Below are 24,025 nucleotides of genomic sequence, written 5' to 3'. Positions count from 1 at the left end.
AGGGAGCGACACCGACCGTGGACACACCAGTCGAGCAGATCGTCGAGGCGCTGCGCGAGTCCCTGCTGGAGAACGAACGACTGCGCCTGCAGAACACCCGGATCGAGGCCGCCGCCCAGGAGCCGATCGCCATCGTCGCGATGAGCTGCCGCTACCCCGGCGGCGTCGCCTCGCCCGAGCAGCTGTGGCAGCTGGTCGACCAAGGCGTCGACGCGGTCGGCGAGTTCCCCGCCGACCGCGGCTGGGACGTCGAGGGGCTGTACGACCCCGACCCGGACGCGCCGGGCAGGACCCACGTCCGCGAGGGCGGGTTCCTGCACGACGCGCCGCGGTTCGACGCCGCCTTCTTCGGCATCTCGCCCCGCGAGGCGATCGCCATGGACCCGCAGCAGCGCCTGCTGCTGGAGGTCTCCTGGGAGGCCTTCGAGCGCGCCAACATCGACCCGCACACCCTGCGCGGCAGCCGGACCGGCATCTTCGCCGGGGTGATGTACCACGACTACGGCAGCTGGCTGGCCGAGGTGCCGGAGGGCGTCGAGGGCTACCTCGGCAACGGCAACCTGGGCAGCGTCGCCTCCGGCCGGGTCTCCTACACCCTGGGCCTGGAAGGCCCCGCCGTCACCGTGGACACCGCCTGCTCCTCCTCCCTCGTCGCCCTGCACCTGGCCGTGCAGGCGCTGCGCACCGGCGAGTGCGCCTACGCGCTGGCCGGCGGGGTCACCGTGATGTCCACCCCCGACACCTTCGTGGACTTCAGCCGGCAGCGCGGCCTCTCGCTGGACGGCCGGTGCAAGTCCTTCGCCGCCTCGGCGGACGGCACCGGCTGGGGCGAGGGCGTCGGCATGCTGCTGCTGGAGCGCCTCTCGGACGCCGAGCGGCACGGGCACCGGGTGCTGGCCGTGGTCCGCGGCTCCGCGATCAACCAGGACGGCGCATCCAACGGCCTCACCGCCCCCAACGGCCCCTCCCAGCAGCGGGTGATCCGCCAGGCCCTGGCCAACGCCCGGCTCACCCCCGACCAGGTGCAGCTGGTGGAGGCGCACGGCACCGGCACCCCGCTCGGCGACCCGATCGAGGCCCAGGCGCTGCTCGCCACCTACGGCCAGGACCGGTCCGGGGAGGGCCCGTTGTGGCTCGGCTCGATCAAGTCCAACATCGGCCACACCCAGGCCGCGGCCGGCGTGGCCGGCGTGATCAAGCTGGTGATGGCCATGCGGCACGGCCGGATGCCCAAGACCCTGCACGTCGACCGGCCCACCCCGCAGGTGGACTGGACCGAGGGCGCGGTCGAACTGCTCACCGAGGCCCGGGACTGGCCGGAGCACGGCGGGCCGCGCCGGGCCGCCGTCTCCTCCTTCGGCATCAGCGGCACCAACGCCCACGTCATCCTGGAGGCCGTCACCGAGCCCGAACTCCCGCCGCGGGAGCGCGAGACGGCCGGGCCGCTGCCGCTGGTGCTGTCCGGGAAGGACGGACGGGCGCTGGCCGCCCAGGCCCAACGGCTGCTCGACCACCTGGACGACGCCCCGCTGCCCGACCTCGCCTGGACCCTGGCCACCGGCCGCGCCGCCCTCGGCGAGCGCGCGGTGGTGATCGGCGCCGACCGCGCCGCGCTCACCGCCGGCCTGGCCGGGCTGGCGGCCGGCGGCCCCGTCGCGAACGTGGTGCGCGGCGGCCGGCAGACCGAGGCCCGGACCGTCTTCGTCTTCCCCGGCCAGGGCTCGCAGTGGATCGGCATGGCCGCCGAACTGCTCGACTCCGCACCGGTCTTCGCCGAGCGGATGGCCGAGTGCGGACAGGCGCTGGCGCCGCACACCGACTGGGACCTGCTCGCGGCCATCCGCGACGGGGACCCGCTGGAGCGGGTCGATGTGGTGCAGCCCGCGCTCTGGGCCGTGATGGTGTCGCTGGCCGAGCTCTGGCGCTCCCACGGGGTGCGGCCGGCCGCCGTGATCGGCCACTCCCAGGGCGAGATCGCCGCCGCCTGCGTGGCCGGCGCGCTCTCGCTCGCCGACGGCGCCAAGGTGGTCGCCCTGCGCAGCCGGGCCATCGCCGACGGCCTCTCCGGCCTCGGCGGCGGCATGATGTCGGTGGCGCTGCCCGCCGAGCGGGTCCGCGAGCGGCTGGCCGAATACGAGGGGCGGCTCTCGGTGGCGGCCGTCAACGGCGCGGCCTCCGTGGTGGTCTCCGGCGACGGAGACGCGCTGGACCGGCTGCAGCAGGCGCTGCGCGCGCAGGAGGTCCGGGCCAAGCGGCTGCCGGTGGACTACGCCTCGCACTCCGCCCACGTGGAGACCATCCGCGAGCGGCTGCTCGGCGAACTCGCCGGGCTGAGCCCGCGCACCGCCGACGTGCCGTTCCACTCCACCGTCACCGGCGCGCCCTTCGACACCGCCGGCCTGGACGCCGAGTACTGGTACACCAACCTGCGGCAGAGCGTGCTCTTCGAGTCCACCACCCGGGCGCTGCTGGAGAGCGGCTACGGCGTCTTCGTCGAGTGCAGCCCGCACCCCGCGCTGCTGCACAGCGTGGAGGAGACCGCGCAGGCGGCCGGGGCCGAGGTGGCCGGGATCGGCTCGCTGCGCCGCGAGGAGGGCGGCCCGGAGCGGTTCCTCACCTCGCTGGCCGAGGCGCACGTGCACGGCCTCGCGCTGGACTGGGCGGCCGTCTTCGCCGGGACCCCGGTGCGCACCGTGGACCTGCCCACCTACGCCTTCCAGCGCGAGCGGTACTGGCTGGGCACCTCGCAGGCGGTCGGCGACGTGGCGGCGGCCGGCCTGACCGCCGCCGGGCACCCGCTGCTCGGCGCCTCGGTGGCCGTCGCGGAGGGCGGCGGCGTGCTCTTCACCGGCCGGCTCGCCACCGCCACCGCGCCCTGGCTGGCCGACCACGCGGTGGGCGGCACCGTGCTGCTGCCCGGCACGGCCTTCGTCGAGCTGGCCGTCCGGGCCGGCGACGAGGTCGGCTGCGGCCGGGTGGCCGAACTGACCCTGGAGGCACCGCTGCTGCTGCCCGAGCGGGGCGCGGTCCAACTCCAGCTCCAGGTCGGCGAACCGGACGGCTCGGGCCGCCGTCCGCTGACCGTGCACAGCCGCCCCGAGGACGGCGCGGGGGAGTGGACCCGGCACGCCGGCGGCCTGCTGGAGCCGGACACCGCCGAACCCGGCTTCGACCTGGCGGCCTGGCCGCCGGCCGGCGCCGTCCCGCTCCCGGTGGCGGGCGTGTACCAGCGGCTGGCGGAGCAGGGCTACCACTACGGCCCCGCCTTCCAGGGCCTGCGGGCCGCCTGGCGGCGCGCGGACGAGGTCTTCGCGGAGATCGAACTCCCGCTGGAGGAGCACCGGTTCGCCCTGCACCCGGCGCTCTTCGACGCCGCCCTGCACGCCGCCGGCCTCGGCGCCGAGGAGGCCGGGCAGGCCCGGCTGCCGTTCGTCTGGACCGGCGTCTCGCTGCACGCCACGGGCGCCCGGGCGCTGCGGGTGCGGATCACCGGCGGTGAGGCGCCGAGCATCCAACTCGGCGACGGCACCGGCACCCCGGTCGCCTCGGTGGACGCGCTGGCCAGCCGCGCCGTCGACCCCGCCGCGCTCGGCGCGGCGGGCCGCCCGGACGCGCTGTTCCGGCTCGACTGGCCGGTGCTCGCCGCGGAGCCCTCCCTGGACGGCGCGCAGTTCGAGCTGCTGACGGTCCGTCGGATCGAGGGCGACCCGGCCGCCGGTACCAGGGCTGTCTGCGGCGAGGTACTGGCGGCCCTGCGCGAGTGGCTGGACGGCGAACCGGCCGACGCCGCCCGCCTGGTGGTGCTCACCAGGGGAGCGGTGGCGGTGGACACGGAGGCCGTCACCGACCTGCCGGCGGCCGCCGTCTGGGGCCTGGTCCGCGCCGCGCAGGGCGAGCACCCCGGCCGGATCGTGCTGGTCGACGCCGACCCGGCGAGCACCGAGCAGCAGGTGTACGCCGCCGCCGCCTCGGGCGAGTCCCAACTCGCGCTGCGCGACGGCAGGGTGCACGTCCCCCGGCTGGCCCGGAGCGCGCCGCGCGGCACCGCGGGCCCGCTCGGCGGCGAGGGCACCGTGCTGATCACCGGCGGCACCGGCGTGCTCGGCGGCCTGCTGGCCCGCCACCTGGTCGCCGAACACGGCGTGCGGCACCTGCTGCTGGCCGGCCGCAGCGGCATCGCCCAGGACGGGCTCGACGACCTGGACGCGCAGATCACCGTCGCCAAGTGCGACGCCGCCGACCGCCAGCAGCTGGCCGACCTGCTCGCCGCCATCCCCGCCGACCGCCCGCTGACCGCCGTGCTGCACCTGGCCGGCGCACTGGACGACGGCCTGGCCACCGCCCTCACCGCGGAGCGGCTGGACGCCGTGCTGCGGCCCAAGGCGGACGCCGCCTGGCACCTGCACGAACTCACCGCCGGCCTGGACCTGAAGGCCTTCGTGCTCTTCTCCTCCGCCGCCGGCACCCTGGACGGCGCCGGCCAGTCCGGCTATGCCGCCGCCAACGCCTTCCTCGACGGCCTCGCCCTGCACCGCCGGGCCCTCGGCCTGCCCGGACTCTCGCTGGCCTGGGGCTTCTGGGAGCAGCGCACCGGCATGACCGCCCACCTGAGCGAGGCGGACGTGGCGCGGATGGCCCGGGCCGGCGTCCGGCCGATCGCCACCGCCGAGGGCCTGGCGCTCTTCGACCGGGCGCTCGCCGGGGACCGGGCGCTGCTGCTGCCGATCGGCCTGGACCTGCCCGCGCTGCGCTCGGCCGGCCCGCCCGCCCCGCTGCTGCGCGGCCTGCTGCCGCCCGCCGCCGCCCGGCGCGCGGCCGCGGCCGCCCCGGGCGGTGCGCCGACCGGCCTGGCGGCCCTCGGCCCGGCCGAGCGCGACGCCGCGCTGTTCGAGCTGGTCCGCGGCCAGGTCGCCGCCGTGCTGGGCCACGGCCCGGACCTGGTGCTCGAGCCGCGGCGGGCGTTCCGTGACTGGGGCTTCGACTCGCTGACCGCCGTGGAACTGCGCAACCGGCTCGGCCAGGCGGTCGGGCTGCGGCTGCCGGCCACCCTGGTCTTCGACTACCCGGACCCCACCGCGCTGGTCGGCCACCTGCGGACCGAGCTCTTCGGCACCGACCAGCCCGCCGAACCCGCCGGCGGCACAGGGCAGTCCGCGGACGAGCCGATCGCCATCGTGGCCATGGCCTGCCGGTTCCCCGGCGGCGTCAGCACCCCCGAGGAGCTGTGGCAGCTGCTCGCCGACGGCGGCGACGGCATCTCCGCGTTCCCGGCCGACCGCGGCTGGGACCTGGACCGGCTCTACGACCCGGAACCGGGCAAGGCCGGCCACAGCTACGCCCGCGAGGGCGGGTTCCTGCACGACGCCGCCGACTTCGAGCCGGACTTCTTCGGCATCTCGCCGCGCGAGGCGCTGGCCATGGACCCGCAGCAGCGGCTGCTGCTGGAGACCTCCTGGGAGGCGTTGGAGCGGGCCGGCCTCGACCCGCACGCCGTGCGCGGCAGCGCCACCGGCGTCTTCGCCGGGGTGATGTACCACGACTACGGCAGCCGGCTGAGCAACGCCCCGGAGGACGTGCGGGACTACCTGGGCAACGGCAGCCTGGGCAGCGTCGCCTCCGGCCGGGTCGCCTACACCCTCGGCCTGGAGGGCCCCACCCTCTCGGTGGACACCGCCTGTTCCTCCTCGCTGGTGGCGATGCACCTGGCCGCGCAGGCGCTGCGCGGCGGCGAGTGCACGCTCGCCCTGGCCGGCGGCGTCTCGGTGATGTCGACGGCCGACACCTTCGTGGACTTCAGCCGCCAGCGCAACCTGGCCGCCGACGGCCGGGCGAAGTCCTTCGCCGACGGCGCGGACGGCACCGCGCTCTCCGAGGGCGCCGGCATGCTGCTGCTGGAACGGCTCTCCGACGCCCGGCGCAACGGCCACCGGGTGCTGGCCGTGATCCGCGGCTCGGCCGTCAACCAGGACGGCGCCTCCAACGGCCTCACCGCGCCCAACGGGCCCTCGCAGCAGCGGGTGATCCGCGCCGCACTGGCGCAGGCCGGGCTGACCGGCGCCGAGGTGGACGCGGTGGAGGCGCACGGCACCGGCACCACCCTCGGCGACCCGATCGAGGCGCAGGCGCTGCTCGCCACCTACGGCCAGGACCGCCCGGCCGAGCGGCCGTTGTGGCTGGGCTCGGTCAAGTCCAACCTCGGCCACACCCAGGCCGCCGCGGGCGTCGCGGGCGTGATCAAGATGGTCCAGGCGATGCGGCACGGCCTGCTGCCCAAGACCCTGCACGTGGACCGGCCCTCCGGCAAGGTGGACTGGACGGCCGGCGAGGTCCGGCTGCTGACGGATCATCAGGAGTGGCCGGAGACCGACCGGCCGCGCCGGGCCGGCATCTCCTCCTTCGGTATCAGCGGCACCAACGCCCACCTGGTGATCGAGTCCGCCGCCGAGCCCGCCGCGGAGCCGGCCGGCACCGCGCCGCCGCTGCTGCCCGTGCTGCTCTCCGGCGCCACCCCGGAGGCGCTGGCGGCCCAGGCCGCCAAGCTGGCGGAGCGGGCGGAGGCGCCGATCGCCGACCTCGCCTACTCGCTGGCCACCGGCCGCTCGGAGTTCGCGCACCGGGCCGCCCTGGTCGCCCGCGACCGCGAGGAACTGGCGGCCGGACTGGCCGCACTGGCGGCGGGCGGAACGGCGCCCGGACTGCTGCGCGGCAGGCCGGCGGCCGGCAAACTGGCCTTCCTCTTCACCGGCCAGGGCGCCCAGCGCCCCGGCATGGGCCGGGAGCTGTACCAGCAGCACGAGGCCTTCCGGCGCGCCTTCGACGAGGTCTGCGCCCACTTCGAGGACGGGCTGCGCGAGCTGGTCTTCGGCGCGGACGCCGAACCGCTGAACCGGACCCGGACCACCCAGGCCGCGCTCTTCGCGATCGAGGTGGCGCTCTTCCGGCTGCTGGAGTCCTGGGGGATCCGGCCCGACTTCCTGGCCGGCCACTCCATCGGCGAGCTCGCCGCCGCGCACGTCGCCGGGGTGCTCTCGCTGCCCGACGCCTGCCGGCTGGTCGCGGCCCGCGGCCGGCTGATGCAGCAACTGCCCGAGGGCGGCGCGATGCTGGCCGTGGACGCGGCCGAGCAGGAGGTGCTGCAGCAGCTCGGCCCGGAGGCCGGGCTCGCCGCCGTCAACGGGCCGAACGCCGTGGTCGTCTCGGGCACCGAGCAGGCCGTGGCCGCGGTCGAAGCCGCCTTCGCCCACCGCAGGACCAAGCGGCTACCGGTCAGCCACGCGTTCCACTCGCCGCTGATGGACCCGATGCTGGCGGAGTTCGCCGAGGTCGCGCGCACGGTGCGGTTCGCCGAGCCGCGGCTGCCGATCGTCTCCACGCTGACCGGCGAGCGGGCCGGCGCGGCCGAGCTGACCTCGCCCGAGTACTGGGTGCGGCACGTCCGCGAGGCCGTCCGGTTCGCCGACGCGATCCGGGTGCTGGAGGAGGAGCAGGTCGGCACCTACCTGGAGCTGGGCCCCGACGCGGTGCTCGCCACGATGGGCGCGCACTGCCTGGCCGACCCCGGGCGGGCCGAGCTGGTGCCGGTGCTGCGCCGGGACAGGGAGGAACCCGTCGCGCTGGCGGCGGCCCTGGGGGCGCTGCAGGTGCGCGGCGTGCCGATCGACTGGGAGCGGATCTACGCGGGCACGGCCGTGCGCCGGATCGACCTGCCGACCTACGCCTTCCAGCGGCGGCGGCTCTGGCTGGACGACGGACCGTCAGCCGTCGGCTCGCCGGCGGGAGTCGGACAGGCGGCCGCCGGGCACCCGCTGCTCGGCGCCGAACTCCGGCTGGCCGAGGGCGACACCACGGCCCTCACCGGACGCCTCGCGCTGAGCACCCATCCGTGGCTGGCCGACCACGCCGTCGCGGGCGTGGTGCTGCTGCCGGGCAGCGCCTTCGTGGAGCTGGCCGTGCAGGCGGGCGACCGGGTGGGCGCCGGACTGCTCGAGGAACTGGCCATCGAACGCCCGCTGGTGCTGCCCGCCCGGGGCGGCCTCCAGCTCCAGGTGGTCACCGGCGCCGCCGACGAGGCCGGGCGCCGGCCGGTCACCGTGCACGCCCGCGGCGAGGAGAGCGGCGCGGCCTGGACCCGGCACGCCCACGGCGTGCTCGCGCCGGCCACCGCGCCCGAGCCCGCCGCACTGGCGGACTGGCCGCCGGCCGGCGCCGTGCCGGTCGACCTGGCCGGCAGCTACGACCGGCTCGCCGAGCAGGGCTACGGCTACGGCCCGCTCTTCCGCGGCCTGCGCGCCGCCTGGCGCCTCGGCGACCAGGTCTACGCCGAACTGGCGCTGCCGGAGGGCGCGGTGGCCGACGGGTTCGGCCTGCACCCCGCGCTGCTGGACTCCGCGCTGCACGCCATCGACCTGCTGGACGGACAGGACCCGACGGTGATGACCCTGCCGTTCTCCTGGGAGGGCGTCACCCTGTACGCGGCGGGCGCCTGTGCGGTCCGGCTGCGGCTCACCCAGCAGGGCCCCGAGCAGCTGGGCCTGCAGCTCTTCGACGGCACGGGCGCGCCGGTGGCGGCGGTCGCGGAGCTGCGGATCCGTCAGGTGACGGCGGAGCAGCTGAACGCCGCCGCCGGCGGCTCCGGCGATCTCTTCGCCCTGCACTGGGAGCCGCTGGCGCCGCTCGCGGCGGACGGCGTGCGGCTCGCGCCGGAGACCGTGGCGATCGAGGCCGAGCCCGGCCCGGACCCGGTGGAAGGAGCGCGCCGGACCGCGCACCGGGCGCTGGCCGTGCTGCGGGAGCGGTCGGCCGGGGACGGGCCGCTGGTGGTCGTCACCCGGGGCGCGGTCGGGCTGGACGGCGACCTGCCGGACCTGGCCCAGGCCGGCGTGTGGGGCCTGGTGCGGGCGGCGGCCGTCGAACACCCCGGCCGGTTCGTGCTGGTGGACCTCGACGGGGACCCGGCCTCCGCGGCCGCGCTGGCGGCGGCCGTGGCCACCGGGGAGCCGGAGCTGGCGCTGCGGGCCGGCCGGGCGTACGTCCCGCGGCTGGCCCCGGCGGCGGGCGGCGAGGCCTTCGGCGGGCTGGACCCGGAGGGCACCGTGCTGATCACGGGCGGAACGGGGAGCCTGGGCCGGCTGCTGGCCCGGCACCTGGTCGCCGAGCACGGCGTGCGGCACCTGCTGCTGACCAGCCGCACCGGCGGGAAGCCGGCCGAGCCGGCCGAGCTGGCCGAGCTGGACGCGACCGTGACGGTGGCCGCCTGCGACGCGGCCGACCGGGCGGCGATGGCCGAGCTGCTGCACGGCATCCCGGCCGAGCACCCGCTGACGGCCGTGGTGCACGCCGCAGGGGTGCTGGACGACGCGCTGGTCGGCGCGCTGACGGAGGAGCGGCTGGACGCGGTGCTGCGGCCGAAGGCGGCGGCGGCCTGGCACCTGCACGAGCTGACGGCCGGCCAGGACCTGCGGGCCTTCGTGCTCTTCTCCTCGGCCGCCGCGACCCTGGGCGCCGCCGGACAGGGCAACTACGCGGCCGCGAACGCCTTCCTGGACGCCCTGGCGGCGCACCGCCGGGCGGCCGGGCAGCCCGCGCTCTCGCTCGGCTGGGGCCTGTGGGACACCGGCTCCGGGATGGCCGGCTCGCTCGGCGAGACCGAGCTGCGCCGGCTCGCCCGGGACGGCGTCGAGCCGCTGCCGGTGGACCGGGCGCTCGCCCTCTTCGACCGTTCGCTCGGCTCGGACCGGCCGTTGCTGCTGCCGATGCGGGTCCGGCCGACGGAGCAGGCGCCCCCGCTGGTCCGCGCACTGGGCGCCGGGGGCGTGGTGCGCCGCACGGCCGCCCAGGCGGCACCGGCCGCGGCGGGCCCGCGGGTGTGGACCCGGCCGCTGCTGCTGGAGACGGTGCGCGGCCACGTCGCCGAGGTGCTCGGCCACGCCGGCGCCGAGGCGGTGGACCCGGCGCGCGGCTTCGGCGAACTGGGCGTGGACTCGCTCTCGGCGCTGGAACTGCGCAACCGGATCAGCGCCGACACCGGCCTGCGGCTCTCCTCGACGCTCACCTTCGACTACCCGACCCCGGCCGCGATCGCGGAGCACCTCTTCGCGGAGCTGGTGGGGGAGGAGGCCGGCGCACTCGACGTCGAGGCGGAGGTGATGCGGCTGGAGTCGCTGCTGGAGGAGGCCGGCCCGGTGGACGAGGACCACCGGGCGCGGGTCGGGATGCGGCTGCGCGCCCTGGCGGCGAGGTGGGCCGGCGAGACCGGCCCGGAGCCCGCGGCGGACGGGACGGCGGGGCTGGCCACGGCGACGGCGGACGAGCTGTTCGAGCTGCTCGACGAGGAGCTGGGGAAACTGGACTAGGCCGGGGAGGGGTGCCGGCGCCGGCACCCCTCGCCCCGCTCCCGGGCACAGCGCCCCGCTCCCGGACAGAGCGAAAGGGCCCGCCGGTGGGCGGGTCGTCCCCGAGCCGTCAGAGCGCCAGCCGGCGCCACAGCGGCGGCAGTTCCCTGATCGACAGCGCGGCCGGCCGGGCCCGCCCGTCGCTCGCCGGGCGCTGCTCCGGGAGGGCGGGGATCTCCCGGCCCAGCAGCTTCGAGGGCAGCTCGGTGCGGCGGGTGACGTTCAGCTTCCGGTAGACCCGGGTGAGGTGCTGCTCGACCGTGCTGACCGTCACGTGGATCCGGCCGCTGATCTCGCGGTTGGTGTAGCCGAGCGCCGCCAGCACCGCGACCCGGCTCTCCGCGTCGCTGAGCAGCGCGGCGACCGAGTCGGTGACCGCCACGGCGGCCGGCAGCGCCTCGGGCTCGGGCTCGGGAGCCGAGGCGGACGCGGACTCCGGTGCGCGGGCCTCGGCCTCGCCCGTCTCCTGCGCCGCCTGACGGGCCACCAGCCGGGCCCGCGCGTAGTCGCCCAGCTCGTAGTGGGTGGCCGACAGGTCGGCGAAGGCCAGCGCGAGCTCCAGCCGGTCCCCGCAGGCCTGCAGCAGGTCGATGGACTCCCGCAGCAGTGCCGTGCGGTGCCGCGGCTGGCTGGTGCCGGCCAGCACCCGCAGGGCGATCGCCCGCAGCCGGGTGCCCAGCGGGTGGCGCTGGCCGACCTGCTCCTCCGCCAGCTCCTTGGCCGCCCGGGTCCGGCCGATCCGCAGGTTGGCCTGGGCCAGGTCGGTGCGCCAGGGCACCAGCGGCTGCAGGTACGGGTTGCGCTCGCGCATCAGGTGCCCGCAGGTCTCGAAGTCGTTCAGGGCGGCGAACGGCCGGTCGGTGGAGAGGTAGTGGTGCCCCCGGGCGCGCAGGTAGTGCACGCCGAAGACGGTGTTGAACATGCCGTCCGGCACCTTGCGCCGCAGCAGCTCGGCGGTCGCCTCGTGCCGCCCGAGCGCCGTGTTGGCGAAGACCGCCGTCGACAGCGGCATGCCGATCAGCACGCCCCAGGCCCGCGGGTCCATCAGTTCCAGCGCCTCGGTGGCCTTGGCCGCCGCGGTGGCCGGGTCGCCCTCCAGCAGGGCGATCCGGGCCCGGGTGCCGAGCAGCAGCGCCTGCCAGGTGGTCCAGCCCCGCTGGGCGGTGTCGGCCAGCAGCGCCTCGCAGACCTCGATCGCCGTCCCGGGCTGGCCGGTGAGCGCGATCACCAGCAGCGAGGTGAGGGTCAGTTCCAGCTTCAGATCGCTGACCTGGGCGCTCTGCAGCGCCTCGGTCACCTGCGAGACGGCGTCGGCGCTCAGGTCGCCGCTCATCATCAGGGCCACCGTGGCCCACAGCGAGCTGGCCGGGCCGGTCGTCGCCCGCTCCAGGGCGGCCAGCTTGGCCAGGTCGCCGCGGTGGCTGACCCGGGGCACCCCGTAGAAGCAGTGCCGGACGAACTCCACCTCGGCCAGCACCTGGGCGTCCGCCGGGTCGAGCGAGGCGGCCAGCGCCGTCACGGCCTGGTCGGCCAGGCCGGTCTCGCCCTGCCAGAGCATGTGCCGCACCACGGTGGCCGCGTCCCGGACGTCCAGCTCCTCACCGAGCACGTTGTGGTGCAGCGGCTCCAGGTGCGGGGTGACGGCGGCCGGGTTGACCCGCCACTCGGCCCGGGCCAGCGCGGTGGAGAGGGTGTGCCGCTCCTGCTCGTCCGGGGACTCCCGGATCGCCAGGCGCAGGTAGTTGGTGGACTGCTCGACCCGGTCCGCGGCCAGCGCCTGCTCGGAGGCCTGGCGCAGCACGGACAGGCCCCAGGGCTCGTCGACCTGGCCCGCCGCCATCAGATGGTCGGTCACCTGGTGGACGGGTGCGCCGTCCAGGTAGAGCAGCCGGGCGACCCGGCTGTGCAGGGCGGAGCGGTCGGCGGCGTCCAGGCTGCTCAGCACGGCCTCGGCCGCGGCGGGCAGGCGGAACCGGTAGCCCTCCAGCAGGCCGGTGGCGCAGAGCAGGTCCACCACCACCTGCACCGCGTCGGGCCCGGTGGAGAGCAGCAGGGCGACGTTGCGGGCGTCGGCGTGCTCGCCCAGCGCGGCCACCGCCCGGGCCACGCAGAGGTGGCGGGTCTCGCCGCCGCGCAACCCGGCCAGCACCGCCTGCTGGTAGGCCACGCCCGGGACGGGCTCGGCCGGCTCGGCGCCGAACTGGGCGCCGTCGTCCAACAGGGCGTGCACCAGCATCGGGTTGCCGCCGGTCGCCCGGTGGTAGCGGGCGGCGAGCCCGGCGGGCACCGGCCGGCCGGCCTGGTCGGCGAGGATCCCGGCCACGCCCTGCTCGGAGAGCGGTGCCAGCCGGACCCGGCGGTGCGGCTGCCGGCTGAGGTTGGTGTGCAGCAGCGGGTCCGGCAGCGCGGACTGCTCCCAGCCGGCCAGCACCATGGTGATCCGCTTGGTCCGGATCCGGCGCAGCAGGAAGAGCAGGGTGTGCAGGGACGGAGCGTCCAGCAGGTGGGCGTCGTCGACCAGCAGGACCAGCGGCCGCGAGCGGGCCAGTCCCAGGATGGTCTCGGAGACGGACCGGAGAACGGTTTCGGGGGCGAATCTGCTGCCGGGCGGCAACGGGCATTCCAACGCGTCGGTCGGGAGTTCCCCGCTGTTCAGCAGTTCGCGCAGGGCCCGCATCGGCAGGGAACGCTCTCGCGGGCAGCCGGCGACGGTCAGCAGCCGGGCACCGGCTCCGGTCGCGTCGTTCGCGAACTCGTGGAGCAACTCGGTCTTACCGATACCCGGGCCACCGGTGACGATGACGAGCTGTCCGGCTCCGGAGACGCAGTCGGCGAACGCGTCGTGCAGGGCAGCAAGCTCTCGGTGGCGTTCGAAAAGGCGCACCATGACCCCCCATGGCCAGTATTCTTGAATGGAAACCGCAATAGGACCTCGCAGGGTCCGCCGCCCCCGCGGGTCTCCAAGGAGAATGCATTCGCCGCACTGGTGCAGTCAGTGGAAAAGCGGCGATGAAATCTTCTCGTCATTTGCAAGTCATGTACATGTCATCAATTTCACTGCCCGCCCGCGCCGATGTTCGGGTCGATTGGCGGGGCAGGCGTCACCCTCTGGAATTCTCGGATGGGTCCAGACCTCTCGGGAACGGCCGGCTTGCCCGGACCCGTCGGCCGATCGTGGACTTGTGGCTGCTCAGGGGCCCTTTTCCGTTTCCCGGGCCCGACTTGACGGTATGTTGGGCCAGCCAACGTTGTCAACATCGCCATCGGTGACCACCCCCGTGCCGCGATCCGCCCCGGCCCGGCGCACTCTGACGCAGCGTCAGTGCCACCGCCATTGGTCGCGGGAATCGGAACCGCCGGATAGTGACGCGGGCCGGTCCAGGGGGCGGTAGGGGGTGACCCCGACACCCCTGCTGCCTAGCCTCCCAAAGGCGGGGGCATGGACCGACGAGCCGGGATCCCGCGTTTCCGAAGGCATCGATCCCGATCGGATGGCTACGTTGGCGAACAACGAGGACCGACTGCTGGACTATCTCAGGCGAACCACTTCGGATCTGCGCGAGACCCGGCGCAGGCTGCGCGAATCGGAGCACCGCGCACACGAACCGATCGCCATCGTGGGGATGGCCTGCCGGTACCCCGGCGGGGTCGCCACACCCGCGCAGCTCTGGGACCTGGTGGCCGCCGGCACCGACGCGGTCACCGACTTCCCCGCCGACCGGGGCTGGGACGTCGAGTCGCTGTACGACCCCGACCCCGCCCGGCCCGGCAGGACCTACGCCCGGACCGGGGCCTTCCTGCACGACGCGGCCGACTTCGACCCGGACTTCTTCGGCATCTCGCCGCGCGAGGCGCTGGCGATGGATCCGCAGCAGCGGCTGCTGCTGGAGACGAGCCACGAGGCGTTCGAGGATGCCGGCCTCCTCCCCGCCGCGCTGCGCGGCTCCCGGACCGGCGTTTTCGTCGGCGTCATGTACAACGACTACGGCACCCGGCTGGGTTCAGTCCCCGACGACCTGGACGGCTACCTCGCCAACGGCAGCGCCGCCAGCGTGGCCTCCGGCCGGGTGGCGTACACCTTCGGCCTGGAGGGGCCCGCCGTCACCGTCGACACCGCCTGCTCCTCCTCGCTGGTGGCGCTGCACTGGGCGGTCCGGGCGCTGCGGGCCGGCGAGTGCACGCTGGCCCTGGCCGGCGGCGTGACGGTGATGTCCACCCCCGAGACCTTCGTGGACTTCAGCCGCCAGCGCGGCCTGGCCCCCGACGGCCGTTGCAAGGCCTTCGCCGAGGGTGCCGACGGCACCGGCTGGGGCGAGGGCGCCGGGATGCTGCTGGTCGAGCGGCTGGCCGACGCCCAGCGGCTGGGCCACCGGGTGCTGGCCGTGGTCAGGGGCAGCGCGATCAACTCCGACGGCGCCAGCAGCCGGCTCACCGCGCCCAACGGCCCCGCCCAGCAGCGGGTGATCAAGCAGGCGCTGGCCGGCGCCGGGCTCGCCCCGGCGGAGGTGGACGCCGTGGAGGCACACGGCACCGGGACCTCGCTGGGCGACCCGATCGAGGCCCAGGCCCTGCTCGCGGCCTACGGCCAGGGCCGTCCGGCCGACCGCCCGCTCTGGCTCGGCTCGGTCAAGTCCAACCTCGGCCACACCCAGGCCGCCGCCGGCGTCGCGGGCGTGATCAAGATGGTGCAGGCGATCCGGCACGGGGTGCTGCCCCGCACCCTGCACGTGGACCGGCCGTCCGCCCGGGTGGACTGGACGGCGGGCGGGGTACGGCTGCTGACGGAGCATCAGCCCTGGCCGGAGCTGGACCGGCCGCGACGGGCGGCGGTCTCCTCGTTCGGCATCAGCGGCACCAACGCGCACGTCATCCTCGAACAGGCCCCGGAGCCCGAGCCCCCGGAGCCGCCCACCGCCCCGCCGCTGGACGCCGTGCCCTGGCTGCTCTCGGCGCGCACCCCCGAGGCGCTGGCCGAGCAGCAGCGCCGCCTGCGCGCCTGGGTGGCGGAGCGGCCCGGCCTGGACCCGGCCGAGCCGGCCTATGCCCTGGCCACCGCCCGCTCGCACTGGGAGCACCGCGCCGTGGCCGTCGGCGGCAGCGCCGAGGAACTGCTGGCCGCCCTCGGCCCCGGCACCCAGGTGGGCGACGGGAAGCTGGCGTTCCTCTTCACCGGGCAGGGCTCGCAGCGCCCGGGCATGGGCCGCGAGCTGCACCGGGCCTTCCCGGTCTTCGCGGCCGCCTTCGACGAGGTCGCCGCCCTGCTGGACCCGGAGTTGGAGATTCCGCTGGCCCGGGTGACCGAGGCCGAGCCGGAGCTGCTGAACCGCACCGACTACGCCCAGGCGGCGATCTTCGCCGTCGAGGTGGCGCTCTTCCGGCTGGTGGAGTCGCTGGGCGTGCGCCCCGACTACGTGGTCGGCCACTCGGTCGGCGAACTGGCCGCCGCGCACGTGGCCGGCGTGCTCCCGCTGCCCGCCGCGGCCGCCCTGGTGCTGGCGCGCGGGCGGGGCATGAGCCGGCTGCCGGCCGGCGGGGCGATGGCCGCCGTCCGGGCGAGCGAGGCCGAGGTGCTGCCGCTGCTGGACGAGCGGGTCGGCCTGGCCGCCGTCAACGGGCCGCGCTCGGTGGTGCTCTCCGGCGAGGAGGAGGCGGTGCTGGCGCTCGCCGCCCGGTTCGGCAGGACCACCCGGCTCACCGTCAGCCACGCCTTCCACTCCCCGCTGATGGCACCGATGCAGGACGGCTTCGCCCTGGTCGCCAAGGCCCAGGAGTACGGCACACCGACCATCCCGATGGTCTCCACCCTGACCGGCGCGCTGGCCGGCGCCGAGGAGCTGGGCTCGCCCGACTACTGGGTGGAGCACGTCCGCCGCCCCGTCCGGTTCGAGCCCGCGCTGCGCACCCTCGCCGAACTCGGCGTGCGCCGGTTCCTGGAGCTGGGCCCGGACGCCGTGCTGACCGCGCTGGCACCCGACTGCGTCGACGGTGCCCCGGTGGCCGCCGCGACCATGCGCCGCGACGCGCCCGAGACCCGGGAGCTGCTGACCGGCCTGGGCCGGCTGCACGCCGACGGCGTGCCGGTCGACTGGTCCGCGCTCTTCGAGGGCCGCCGCCCGCGCCGGGTCGACCTGCCGCTCTACCCCTTCCAGCGCACCCGGCTCTGGCTGGACGCCACCGCGGCCGGCGGCGACCCGGGCGGCCTCGGGCAGCAGCCCGTCGCGCACCCGCTGCTCGCCGCCGCCACCGAACTGCCCGACTCCGGCGGGCTGCTGCTCACCGGGCGGCTCTCCCGCCCGGCCCAGCCCTGGCTGGCCGACCACGCCGTGCACGGCACGGTGCTGCTGCCCGGCACGGCCCTGGTGGAGCTGGCCGTGCAGGCCGGCGACCGGGCCGGCTGCGCCGCGCTGGAGGAGCTGACCCTCCAGGCGCCGCTGGTGCTGCCGGAGCAGGGCGCGGTGGCGGTGCAGGTCGCCGTCGGCGCCGAGCAGGACGGGCGGCGCACCGTCGCCGTCTACTCCCGGCCCGCCGACGCGCCGGAGGCGCCGTGGAGCCGGCACGCCACCGGCCTGCTGGCCGAGGCCGCCGAGCCGCCCGCCTTCGACCTGCGGGCCTGGCCGCCGGAGGGCGCCGAGCCGATCGACCTGGCCGGGCTCTACCCCGGGCTCGCCGCGGCCGGCTACGGCTACGGCGAGGCGTTCCAGGGGCTGCGCGCGGCCTGGCGGCGCGGCGAGGAGCTGTTCGCCGAGGCCGCGCTGCCCGAAGTCGCCCGTGCCGCGGCCGGCGCCTTCGGCCTGCACCCCGCGCTGCTGGACGCGGCGCTGCACGTCAACCTGCTCGACCTGGCCGACGGCCAGGCGGTGCTGCCGTTCAGCTGGGGCGGCGTCACCCTGCACGCCGGCGGGGCCGGCGAACTGCGGCTGCGGGTGGCCAAGGCCGGGCCGGACGCCGTCTCGCTGGCCGTGGCGGACGCCACCGGCGCGCCGGTGGCCACCGTCCGCTCGCTGGTGGCCCGGCCGGTGACGGCCGGTCAGCTGGCCGCCGGGCCGGGGGAGTCGCTGTTCCGGCTGGAGCGGATCCCGCTCGACCCCGCCCCGGCCGCCGCCCTGCCCGCCGCCACCGTGGTCTGCGGACCCGACGGCCTGGGGCTCGGCGTGCCGGTCCACCCGGAGCCGGCCGCGATCGACTCCGCCCCCGAGCTGATCGTGCTGCCGGTGCCCGTGACCGAGGGCGAGCTGCCCGCCGCCGTGCACCGCACCGTCGGCGACACCCTCGCCGCCCTCGCCGCCTTCCTCGCCGAGCCGCGCTTCGCGGGCGCCCGGCTGGCCGTGCTGACCCGGGCCGGCGAGCTGGGCCACGCCCCGCTGGCCGGACTGCTGCGGGCCGCCGCGGCCGAGCACCCCGGCCGCTTCCAGCTGGTCGACACCGACGGCGTAGCCGGGCTCGAAGCGGCCCTGACCTGCGGCGAGCCCGAGGTGGCCGTGCGCGGGGGAGCGCTGGAGGTGCCCCGGCTGGCCCGCACCGAGCCGGCCGAACCGCCGCGCTTCGACCCCGAGCGCTTCGTGCTGATCACCGGCGGCCTCGGCGGACTGGGCAGGCTGATCGCCCGTCACCTCGCCGAGGCGCACGGCGTCCGCCGGCTGCTGCTGACGGGCCGTCGCGGCCCGGACACCCCGGGCGCCGCCGAGCTGCGGGCCGAACTCGCCGCCCTCGGCGCCGAGGCGGTCACCGCCGCCTGCGACGCCGCCGACCGCACCGCGCTCGCCGACCTGCTGGAGCGCCACCCGGTCGGGGCCGTGGTGCACGCGGCCGGCGTGGTGGAGAACGGACTGCTCGGCACGCTCACCCCCGAGCAGGTCGAGCGGGTGCTGCGGCCCAAGGTGGACGCCGCCTGGCACCTGCACGAGCTCACCCGGGAGCTCCCGCTCAGCGCCTTCGTGCTCTTCTCCTCCACCGCCGGCCTGCTGGTCGGCGGCGGCCAGGCCAACTACGCGGCCGCCAACGCCTTCCTGGACGGCCTGGCCGCCCACCGCCGGGCGGCCGGACTGCCCGCCGTCTCGATGGCCTGGGGCCTGTGGTCCGAGGTCGGCGGCCTGGCCGACCAGGTGGACGCCGCCGACCTGGAGCGGATGCGCCGCCTCGGCCTGCCCCCGCTGCCCGCCGCCCAGGGCCTGGAGCTGTTCGACGCCGCGCTGGGCGCCGAACCCGCCCTGGTGGTGCCGATGCGGTTGGACACCGCCGCGGTGCGGGCCCGCGCCGACGGCGTCCCGGCGCTGCTGCGCGGCCTGGTCCGGGCCGCCCCGCGCCGGGCCGCCGGTGCCGCGGCCGCCACCGGCGCCGACCCGCTCGGCGGCTGGCGGGAGCGGCTGGCCCCGCTGCCGGAGGCCGACCGCGACCGGCTGCTGCTGGAGCTGGTGCTCGACGGCGCCGCCGCCGTGCTCGGCCACGGCTCGGCCCGCGCGCTGGACCCCGGCCGGGCCTTCCAGGAGATGGGCTTCGACTCGCTGGCCGCCGTCGAGCTGCGCAACCTGCTCGGCGCCGCCACCGGCCTGGCGCTGCCCGCCACCCTGGTCTTCGACCAGCCCGCCCCGGCCGTGCTCACCGCCTATCTCAAGGCCGCCCTGGTCCCCGGACCGGCCGACCGGGTCCGGCTGGCCGTCGCCGAGGTCGACCGGCTGGAGGCCGCGCTGACCGCCCTGCCCGACCAGGACGGCTCGCACGCCCGGATCACCGCCCGCCTGGAGGCGCTGCTGCGGACCTGGCGCGACACCCACACCACCGGCGGCGCGGTGCCGGACGGCTTCGACACCGCCACCGACGAAGAACTCTTCGCGACGATCGACAACGAATCTGGAGTCCAGTGATGGCAGACCCGGCCAACGTCGACAGGCTCCGCGACTACCTCAAGCGGGCCACCAGCGAGCTGGAGCGCACCCGCCGGCGGGTGCGCGAGCTGGAGGAGCTGCACCGCGAGCCGATCGCGATCATCGGGATGGCCTGCCGCTACCCCGGCGGCATCCGCACCCCCGAGGACCTGTGGCGGATCGTCAGCGAAGGCACCGACGTGGTCTCCGGCTTCCCGGTGGACCGCGGCTGGGACGTGGACGACCTCTACGACCCCGAGGTCGGCAAGCCCGGCAAGAGCTACGTGCGGCACGGCGGCTTCCTGCACGACGCCGCCGAGTGCGACCCCGCCTTCTTCGGCATCAGCCCCAAGGACGCGCCCGGCACCGACCCGCAGCAGCGGCTGCTGCTGGAGACCTCCTGGGAGGCCTTCGAACGGGCCGGCATCGACCCGCAGTCGATGAAGGGCAGCAGCACCGGCGTCTTCGTCGGCCTGATGCACCACGACTACGTGGGCGGCACCATCTCCGGCAGCATCGTCTCCGGCCGGATCGCCTACACCCTGGGCCTGGAGGGCCCGGCCGTCACCATGGACACCGCCTGCTCCGCCTCGCTGGTGGCGCTGCACCAGGCCACCCAGTCGCTGCGCCGCGGCGAGTGCGACTACGCGCTGGTCGGCGGCGCGGCCGTGATGGCCAGCCCGGAGATGTTCGTCGAGTTCAGCGAGCGCCGGGCGCTCTCCGCCGACGGGCGCTGCAAGTCCTTCTCCGAGGACGCCGACGGCGCCGCCTGGTCCGAGGGCGCCGGCGTGCTGCTGGTGGAGCGGCTCTCCGACGCCCGGCGCAACGGCCACCGGGTGCTCGCCGTGGTCCGGGGCAGCGCGGTCAACCAGGACGGCGCCTCCAACGGCATGACCGCGCCCAGCGGGCCCGCGCAGGTCCGGGTGATCCGGGCCGCACTGGCCGACGCCCAGCTGGCGCCGCACCAGATCGACGTGGTCGAGGCGCACGGCACCGGCACCAGGCTCGGCGACCCGATCGAGGCCCAGGCCGTGCTCGCCGCCTACGGGCAGGACCGGCCCGCGGGGCGGCCGATGCGGCTGGGCTCGATCAAGTCCAACATGGGCCACCCGCAGGCCGCCGCCGGCGTCGCGGGCGTGATCAAGATGGTGATGGCGATGCGGTACGGCGTGCTGCCCAAGTCCCTGCACTCCGAGCGCCGCACCTCGGCGGTGGACTGGTCCGCGGGCGAGGTCGAGCTGCTGACCGAGGCCATGCCCTGGCCGGAGCACGGGCAGCCGCGCCGGGCCGCCGTCTCCGGTTTCGGCATCAGCGGCACCAACGCGCACACCATCCTGGAACAGGCCCCCGCCGAGGCGGAGCCGGAGCCCGCGCCGCGCGCCGCCCTGCCGGCCGTGCCCTGGGTGCTCTCCGGCAAGACCGCGGAGGCGGTCCGGGACCAGGCCCACCGGCTGCTCGCCGTGGCCGGCACCCTGGACCCGCTGGACACCGGCTTCTCGCTGGCCACCACCCGCGCCCAACTCACTTACCGCGCCGCGGTGGTCGGCCGGGACACCGCCGAACTGCTGGACGGGCTGCGGGCGGTGGCCGAGGGCCGGGAGCTGCCGCAGGTCGTCGCCGGGCCCGGCAGGCTCGCCGTGGTGTTCTCCGGCCAGGGCTCCCAGCGCCCCGGCATGGGCCGCGAACTGGTCGACGCCTTCCCCGAGTTCGCCCGCGCCTTCGACCAGGTCTGCGCCGAGTTCGACCCGCACCTGGACCGGCCGCTGCGCGAGCTGGTACTCGACGCCGACTCCGAGCTGCTGCACCAGACCGCCTACACCCAGGCCGGCCTGTTCGCCTTCGAGGTCGCGCTCTACCGCCTGCTGGAGTCCTGGGGCATCCGCCCCGACCTGCTCGGCGGGCACTCGATCGGCGAGGTGGTCGCCGCCCACGTCGCCGGGGTGCTGACGCTGCCCGACGCGGTGAAGCTGGTCGCCGCGCGCGGCCGGCTGATGCAGGCGCTGCCCGCCGGCGGGGCCATGGTCGCGATCCGGGCAGGCGAGCAGGAGGTCGCCCCGCTGCTCGGCGGCGGCGCCGACCTGGCCGCCGTCAACGGCCCGCGCGCCGTGGTGGTCTCCGGTGACGAGGAGGCCGTGCTGGCGGTCGCCGCGAAGTTCGAGAAGACCACCCGGCTGAAGGTCTCGCACGCCTTCCACTCCCACCGGATGGACGGCATGCTGGCCGAGTTCCGGTCCGTGCTCGCCGAGTTGGAGTTCCACCCGGCCGAGCTGCCGGTGGTCTCCAACCTCACCGGAGCGCTCGCCGACCAGCTGGCCGAGCCCGAGTACTGGGTGCGCCACGTCCGCGAGGCCGTCCGGTTCCACGACGGGCTGGGCACGCTGGCCGCCGAGGGCGTCACCCGGCTGCTGGAGATCGGCCCCGACTCGGTGCTCGCCGGCCTGGCCCAGGACCTGCTGCCCGAGGCCGTCGCCGCCCAGCGCCGCGACCAGGGCGAGGCCAGGGCGCTGCTCACCGCCGTCGCCCGGCTGCACACCGGCGGCCTCAGCCCGGACTGGCAGGCGCTCTTCGCCGGCGCCCGGGTGGTCGACCTGCCGACCTACCCGTTCCGCCGCGACCGGCACTGGGAGCACGCCCCGTCCGTCACCGCGGCCGCCGCCCCGGCGCAACGCGCCGACGAGGGGGGCGAGTTCTGGCAGCTGGTGCGCGAGCAGGACGTGGCCGCCGTGGCCGCCACGCTCGGCGTCGCCGACCCGGCCCCGGTGGCCGCGCTGGTCCCCGCGCTGGCCTCCTGGTACGACCAGCAGCAGGCCAACTCCACGGTGGACGGCTGGCGCTACCGGATCGGTTGGCGGATGCTGCCCGGCAGCGAGGAGCGGGCCGGCGCACACCACTGGCTGGCCGTGGTCTCCGCGGAGCTGGCCGCCGACCCGTGGGTCGGGGCCGTGCTCGACGCGCTGCGCGAGCGCGGCCACCGGGTCGAGCCGCTGGCCGTGCCCGCCGACGCCCGGCACCGGGTCGCCCTGGCCGAACTGCTGGCCGGCCACGGCGCAGTGGACGGCGTGCTCTCGCTGCTGGCGCTGGACACCCCGGTCGCGGTGACCGCCGCGCTGGTCCAGGCGCACGGCGACGCCGGGACCGGGGGCCGGCTCTGGGCCGTCACCCGGGACGCCATCGCCCACGAGTCCGCGGCCCGCCCCGGCGGCTACCGCCAGGCCGCCGTCTGGGGCCTGGGCCGGGTCGCCGCACTGGAGCACCCCGACCGCTGGGGCGGCCTGCTCGACCTGCCCGACGACCCCGGCCCGCTCACCCTGGCCCGGCTCGCCACCGCGCTCACCGGCTCCGGCGAGGAGGACCAGCTGGTGCTGCGCGAGTCCGGCCTCTTCGGCCGCCGCCTGCAGCACGCCCCGGTCCGCCCCGGCGCCCCCTGGCAGCCCACCGGCACCGTGCTGGTCACCGGCGCCACCGGCGCGGTCGGCACCCGGGTCGCGGGCTGGCTGGCCGAGCAGGGCGCCGAGCACCTGCTGCTCACCAGCCGCCGCGGCGAGGCCGCCCCCGGCACCGCCGAGCTGCGCGAGCGGCTGGCCGCCGCCGGCACCCGGGCCACCTTCGCCGCCTGCGACGCGGCCGACCGCGAGCAGCTGGCCGGCCTGCTCGCCACCATCCCCGCCGACCGCCCGCTGACCGCCGTGGTCCACCTGGCCGGCGTGCTGGACGACGGCGTGCTCGACGCCCTCACCCCCGAGCGGTTCGCCACCGTGCTGGGGCCCAAGGCCCAGGCCGCGATCAACCTGCACGAGCTGACGGCCGGGCTGGACCTCTCGGCGTTCGTGCTCTTCTCCTCGCTCACCACCACCGTCGGCGGCGCCGGCCAGGCCAACTACGCGGCCGCCAACGCCGTGCTGGACGCGCTGGCCGAGCACCGGCGCGGCGCCGGCCTGGCCGCCTGCTCGATCGCCTGGGGCCTGTGGGGCGGCGGCGGGATGGCCGACCACGGCGCCGTGCTGGACGCCGGCCGCAGCCTCGGCATCGGCGCCATGGACCCCGACAAGGCGCTGACCGCGCTTCGCCGGGCCCTGGAGGGCGGCGAGACCACGCTCACCGTGGCCGACGTGGACTGGACCCGGTTCGCGCCCGCCTTCGGCGCCGCCCGGCCCAGCCCGCTGCTCGCCGACCTGCCCGAGGTGCAGGCGCCGGCCGCGGCCGGCGGCGGCGAGCAGGCCGTCCCCGACGGCTTCGCGCAGAAGCTGGCCGGGCTGACCGGCGGCGAGCGCAGCCGCGCCCTGGTGGAGCTGGTCTGCACCCAGGCCGCCACCGTGCTCGGCTACGGCGCGGCCGGCGGCATCGAGCCCAGCACCGCCTTCCGCGACCTCGGCTTCGACTCGCTGACCTCGGTGGACCTGCGCAACCGGCTCAGCGCCGCCGCCGGAGTGGCGCTGCCCGCCACGCTGATCTTCGACTACGCGACGCCCGCCGCGCTCGCCGAGCACCTGGGCAGCGAGCTGGGCGACGGCCCGGAGGGCGCCTCCGCCGACGCCCTGCTGGCCGAACTCGACCGGCTGGAGGCGGCGTTCGCCGGCCTCAAGGCCGAGGAGATCGAGCAGGGCCGGTTCACCGCCCGGCTGCAGGCGCTGCTCAACGGGCTGAACGGGACGCTCTCCGCGGCGGGCGGCGAATCCGTCGCCGGGCGGCTGGAGAACGCCTCCGCCGACGACATCTTCGCCTTCATCGACAACGAGCTCGGCACGGCGTGACGACGTGAACACCCCCGCCGAC

Annotated in this window: 4 protein-coding genes; 3 read left to right on the top strand and 1 reads right to left on the bottom strand. The window is 76.6% G+C overall.

The window, feature by feature from the left end; genetic code table 11:
- The first annotated feature begins 17 nt into the window (after positions 1-17).
- Positions 18-10,352, top strand: coding sequence for an SDR family NAD(P)-dependent oxidoreductase (locus ACFYNO_RS22170; RefSeq protein WP_388014908.1), 10,335 nt, complete (start codon positions 18-20; stop codon positions 10,350-10,352).
- Positions 10,353-10,461: 109 nt separating this feature from the next.
- On the opposite strand, the gene ACFYNO_RS22165 is transcribed toward ACFYNO_RS22170, so the two are convergent.
- The gene (locus ACFYNO_RS22165) at positions 10,462-13,278 is read right to left on the bottom strand and encodes an AAA family ATPase (protein WP_388014905.1); all 2,817 of its coding nucleotides are present in this window, start codon (positions 13,276-13,278) and stop codon (positions 10,462-10,464) included.
- Between the two features lie 613 nt (positions 13,279-13,891).
- On the opposite strand from ACFYNO_RS22165, the gene ACFYNO_RS22160 reads away from it, so the two are divergent.
- Both ACFYNO_RS22160 and ACFYNO_RS22155 read left to right on the top strand, forming a co-directional pair.
- Positions 13,892-19,252, top strand: coding sequence for an SDR family NAD(P)-dependent oxidoreductase (locus ACFYNO_RS22160; RefSeq protein WP_388014989.1), 5,361 nt, complete (start codon positions 13,892-13,894; stop codon positions 19,250-19,252).
- Positions 19,249-24,003, top strand: a complete 4,755-nt coding sequence (locus ACFYNO_RS22155) for a type I polyketide synthase (RefSeq protein ID WP_388014902.1) — start codon at positions 19,249-19,251, stop codon at positions 24,001-24,003. Before ACFYNO_RS22160 ends, ACFYNO_RS22155 begins: the two co-directional genes overlap by 4 nt.
- Positions 24,004-24,025 lie beyond the last annotated feature (22 nt).

This window comes from Kitasatospora sp. NPDC006697 (assembly GCF_042869935.1).
In the GTDB taxonomy this organism is placed as follows: domain Bacteria; phylum Actinomycetota; class Actinomycetes; order Streptomycetales; family Streptomycetaceae; genus Kitasatospora.
Note: the sequence above shows the minus strand (reverse complement) of the source record. Positions and strands in the feature narration are given on the sequence as shown.

Bases quoted from the DNA above. Each gene is read 5' to 3' on its own strand.
- ACFYNO_RS22165 (WP_388014905.1), bottom strand. From the start codon at position 13,278: ATGGTGCGCCTTTTCGAACGCCACCGAGAGCTTGCTGCCCTGCACGAC.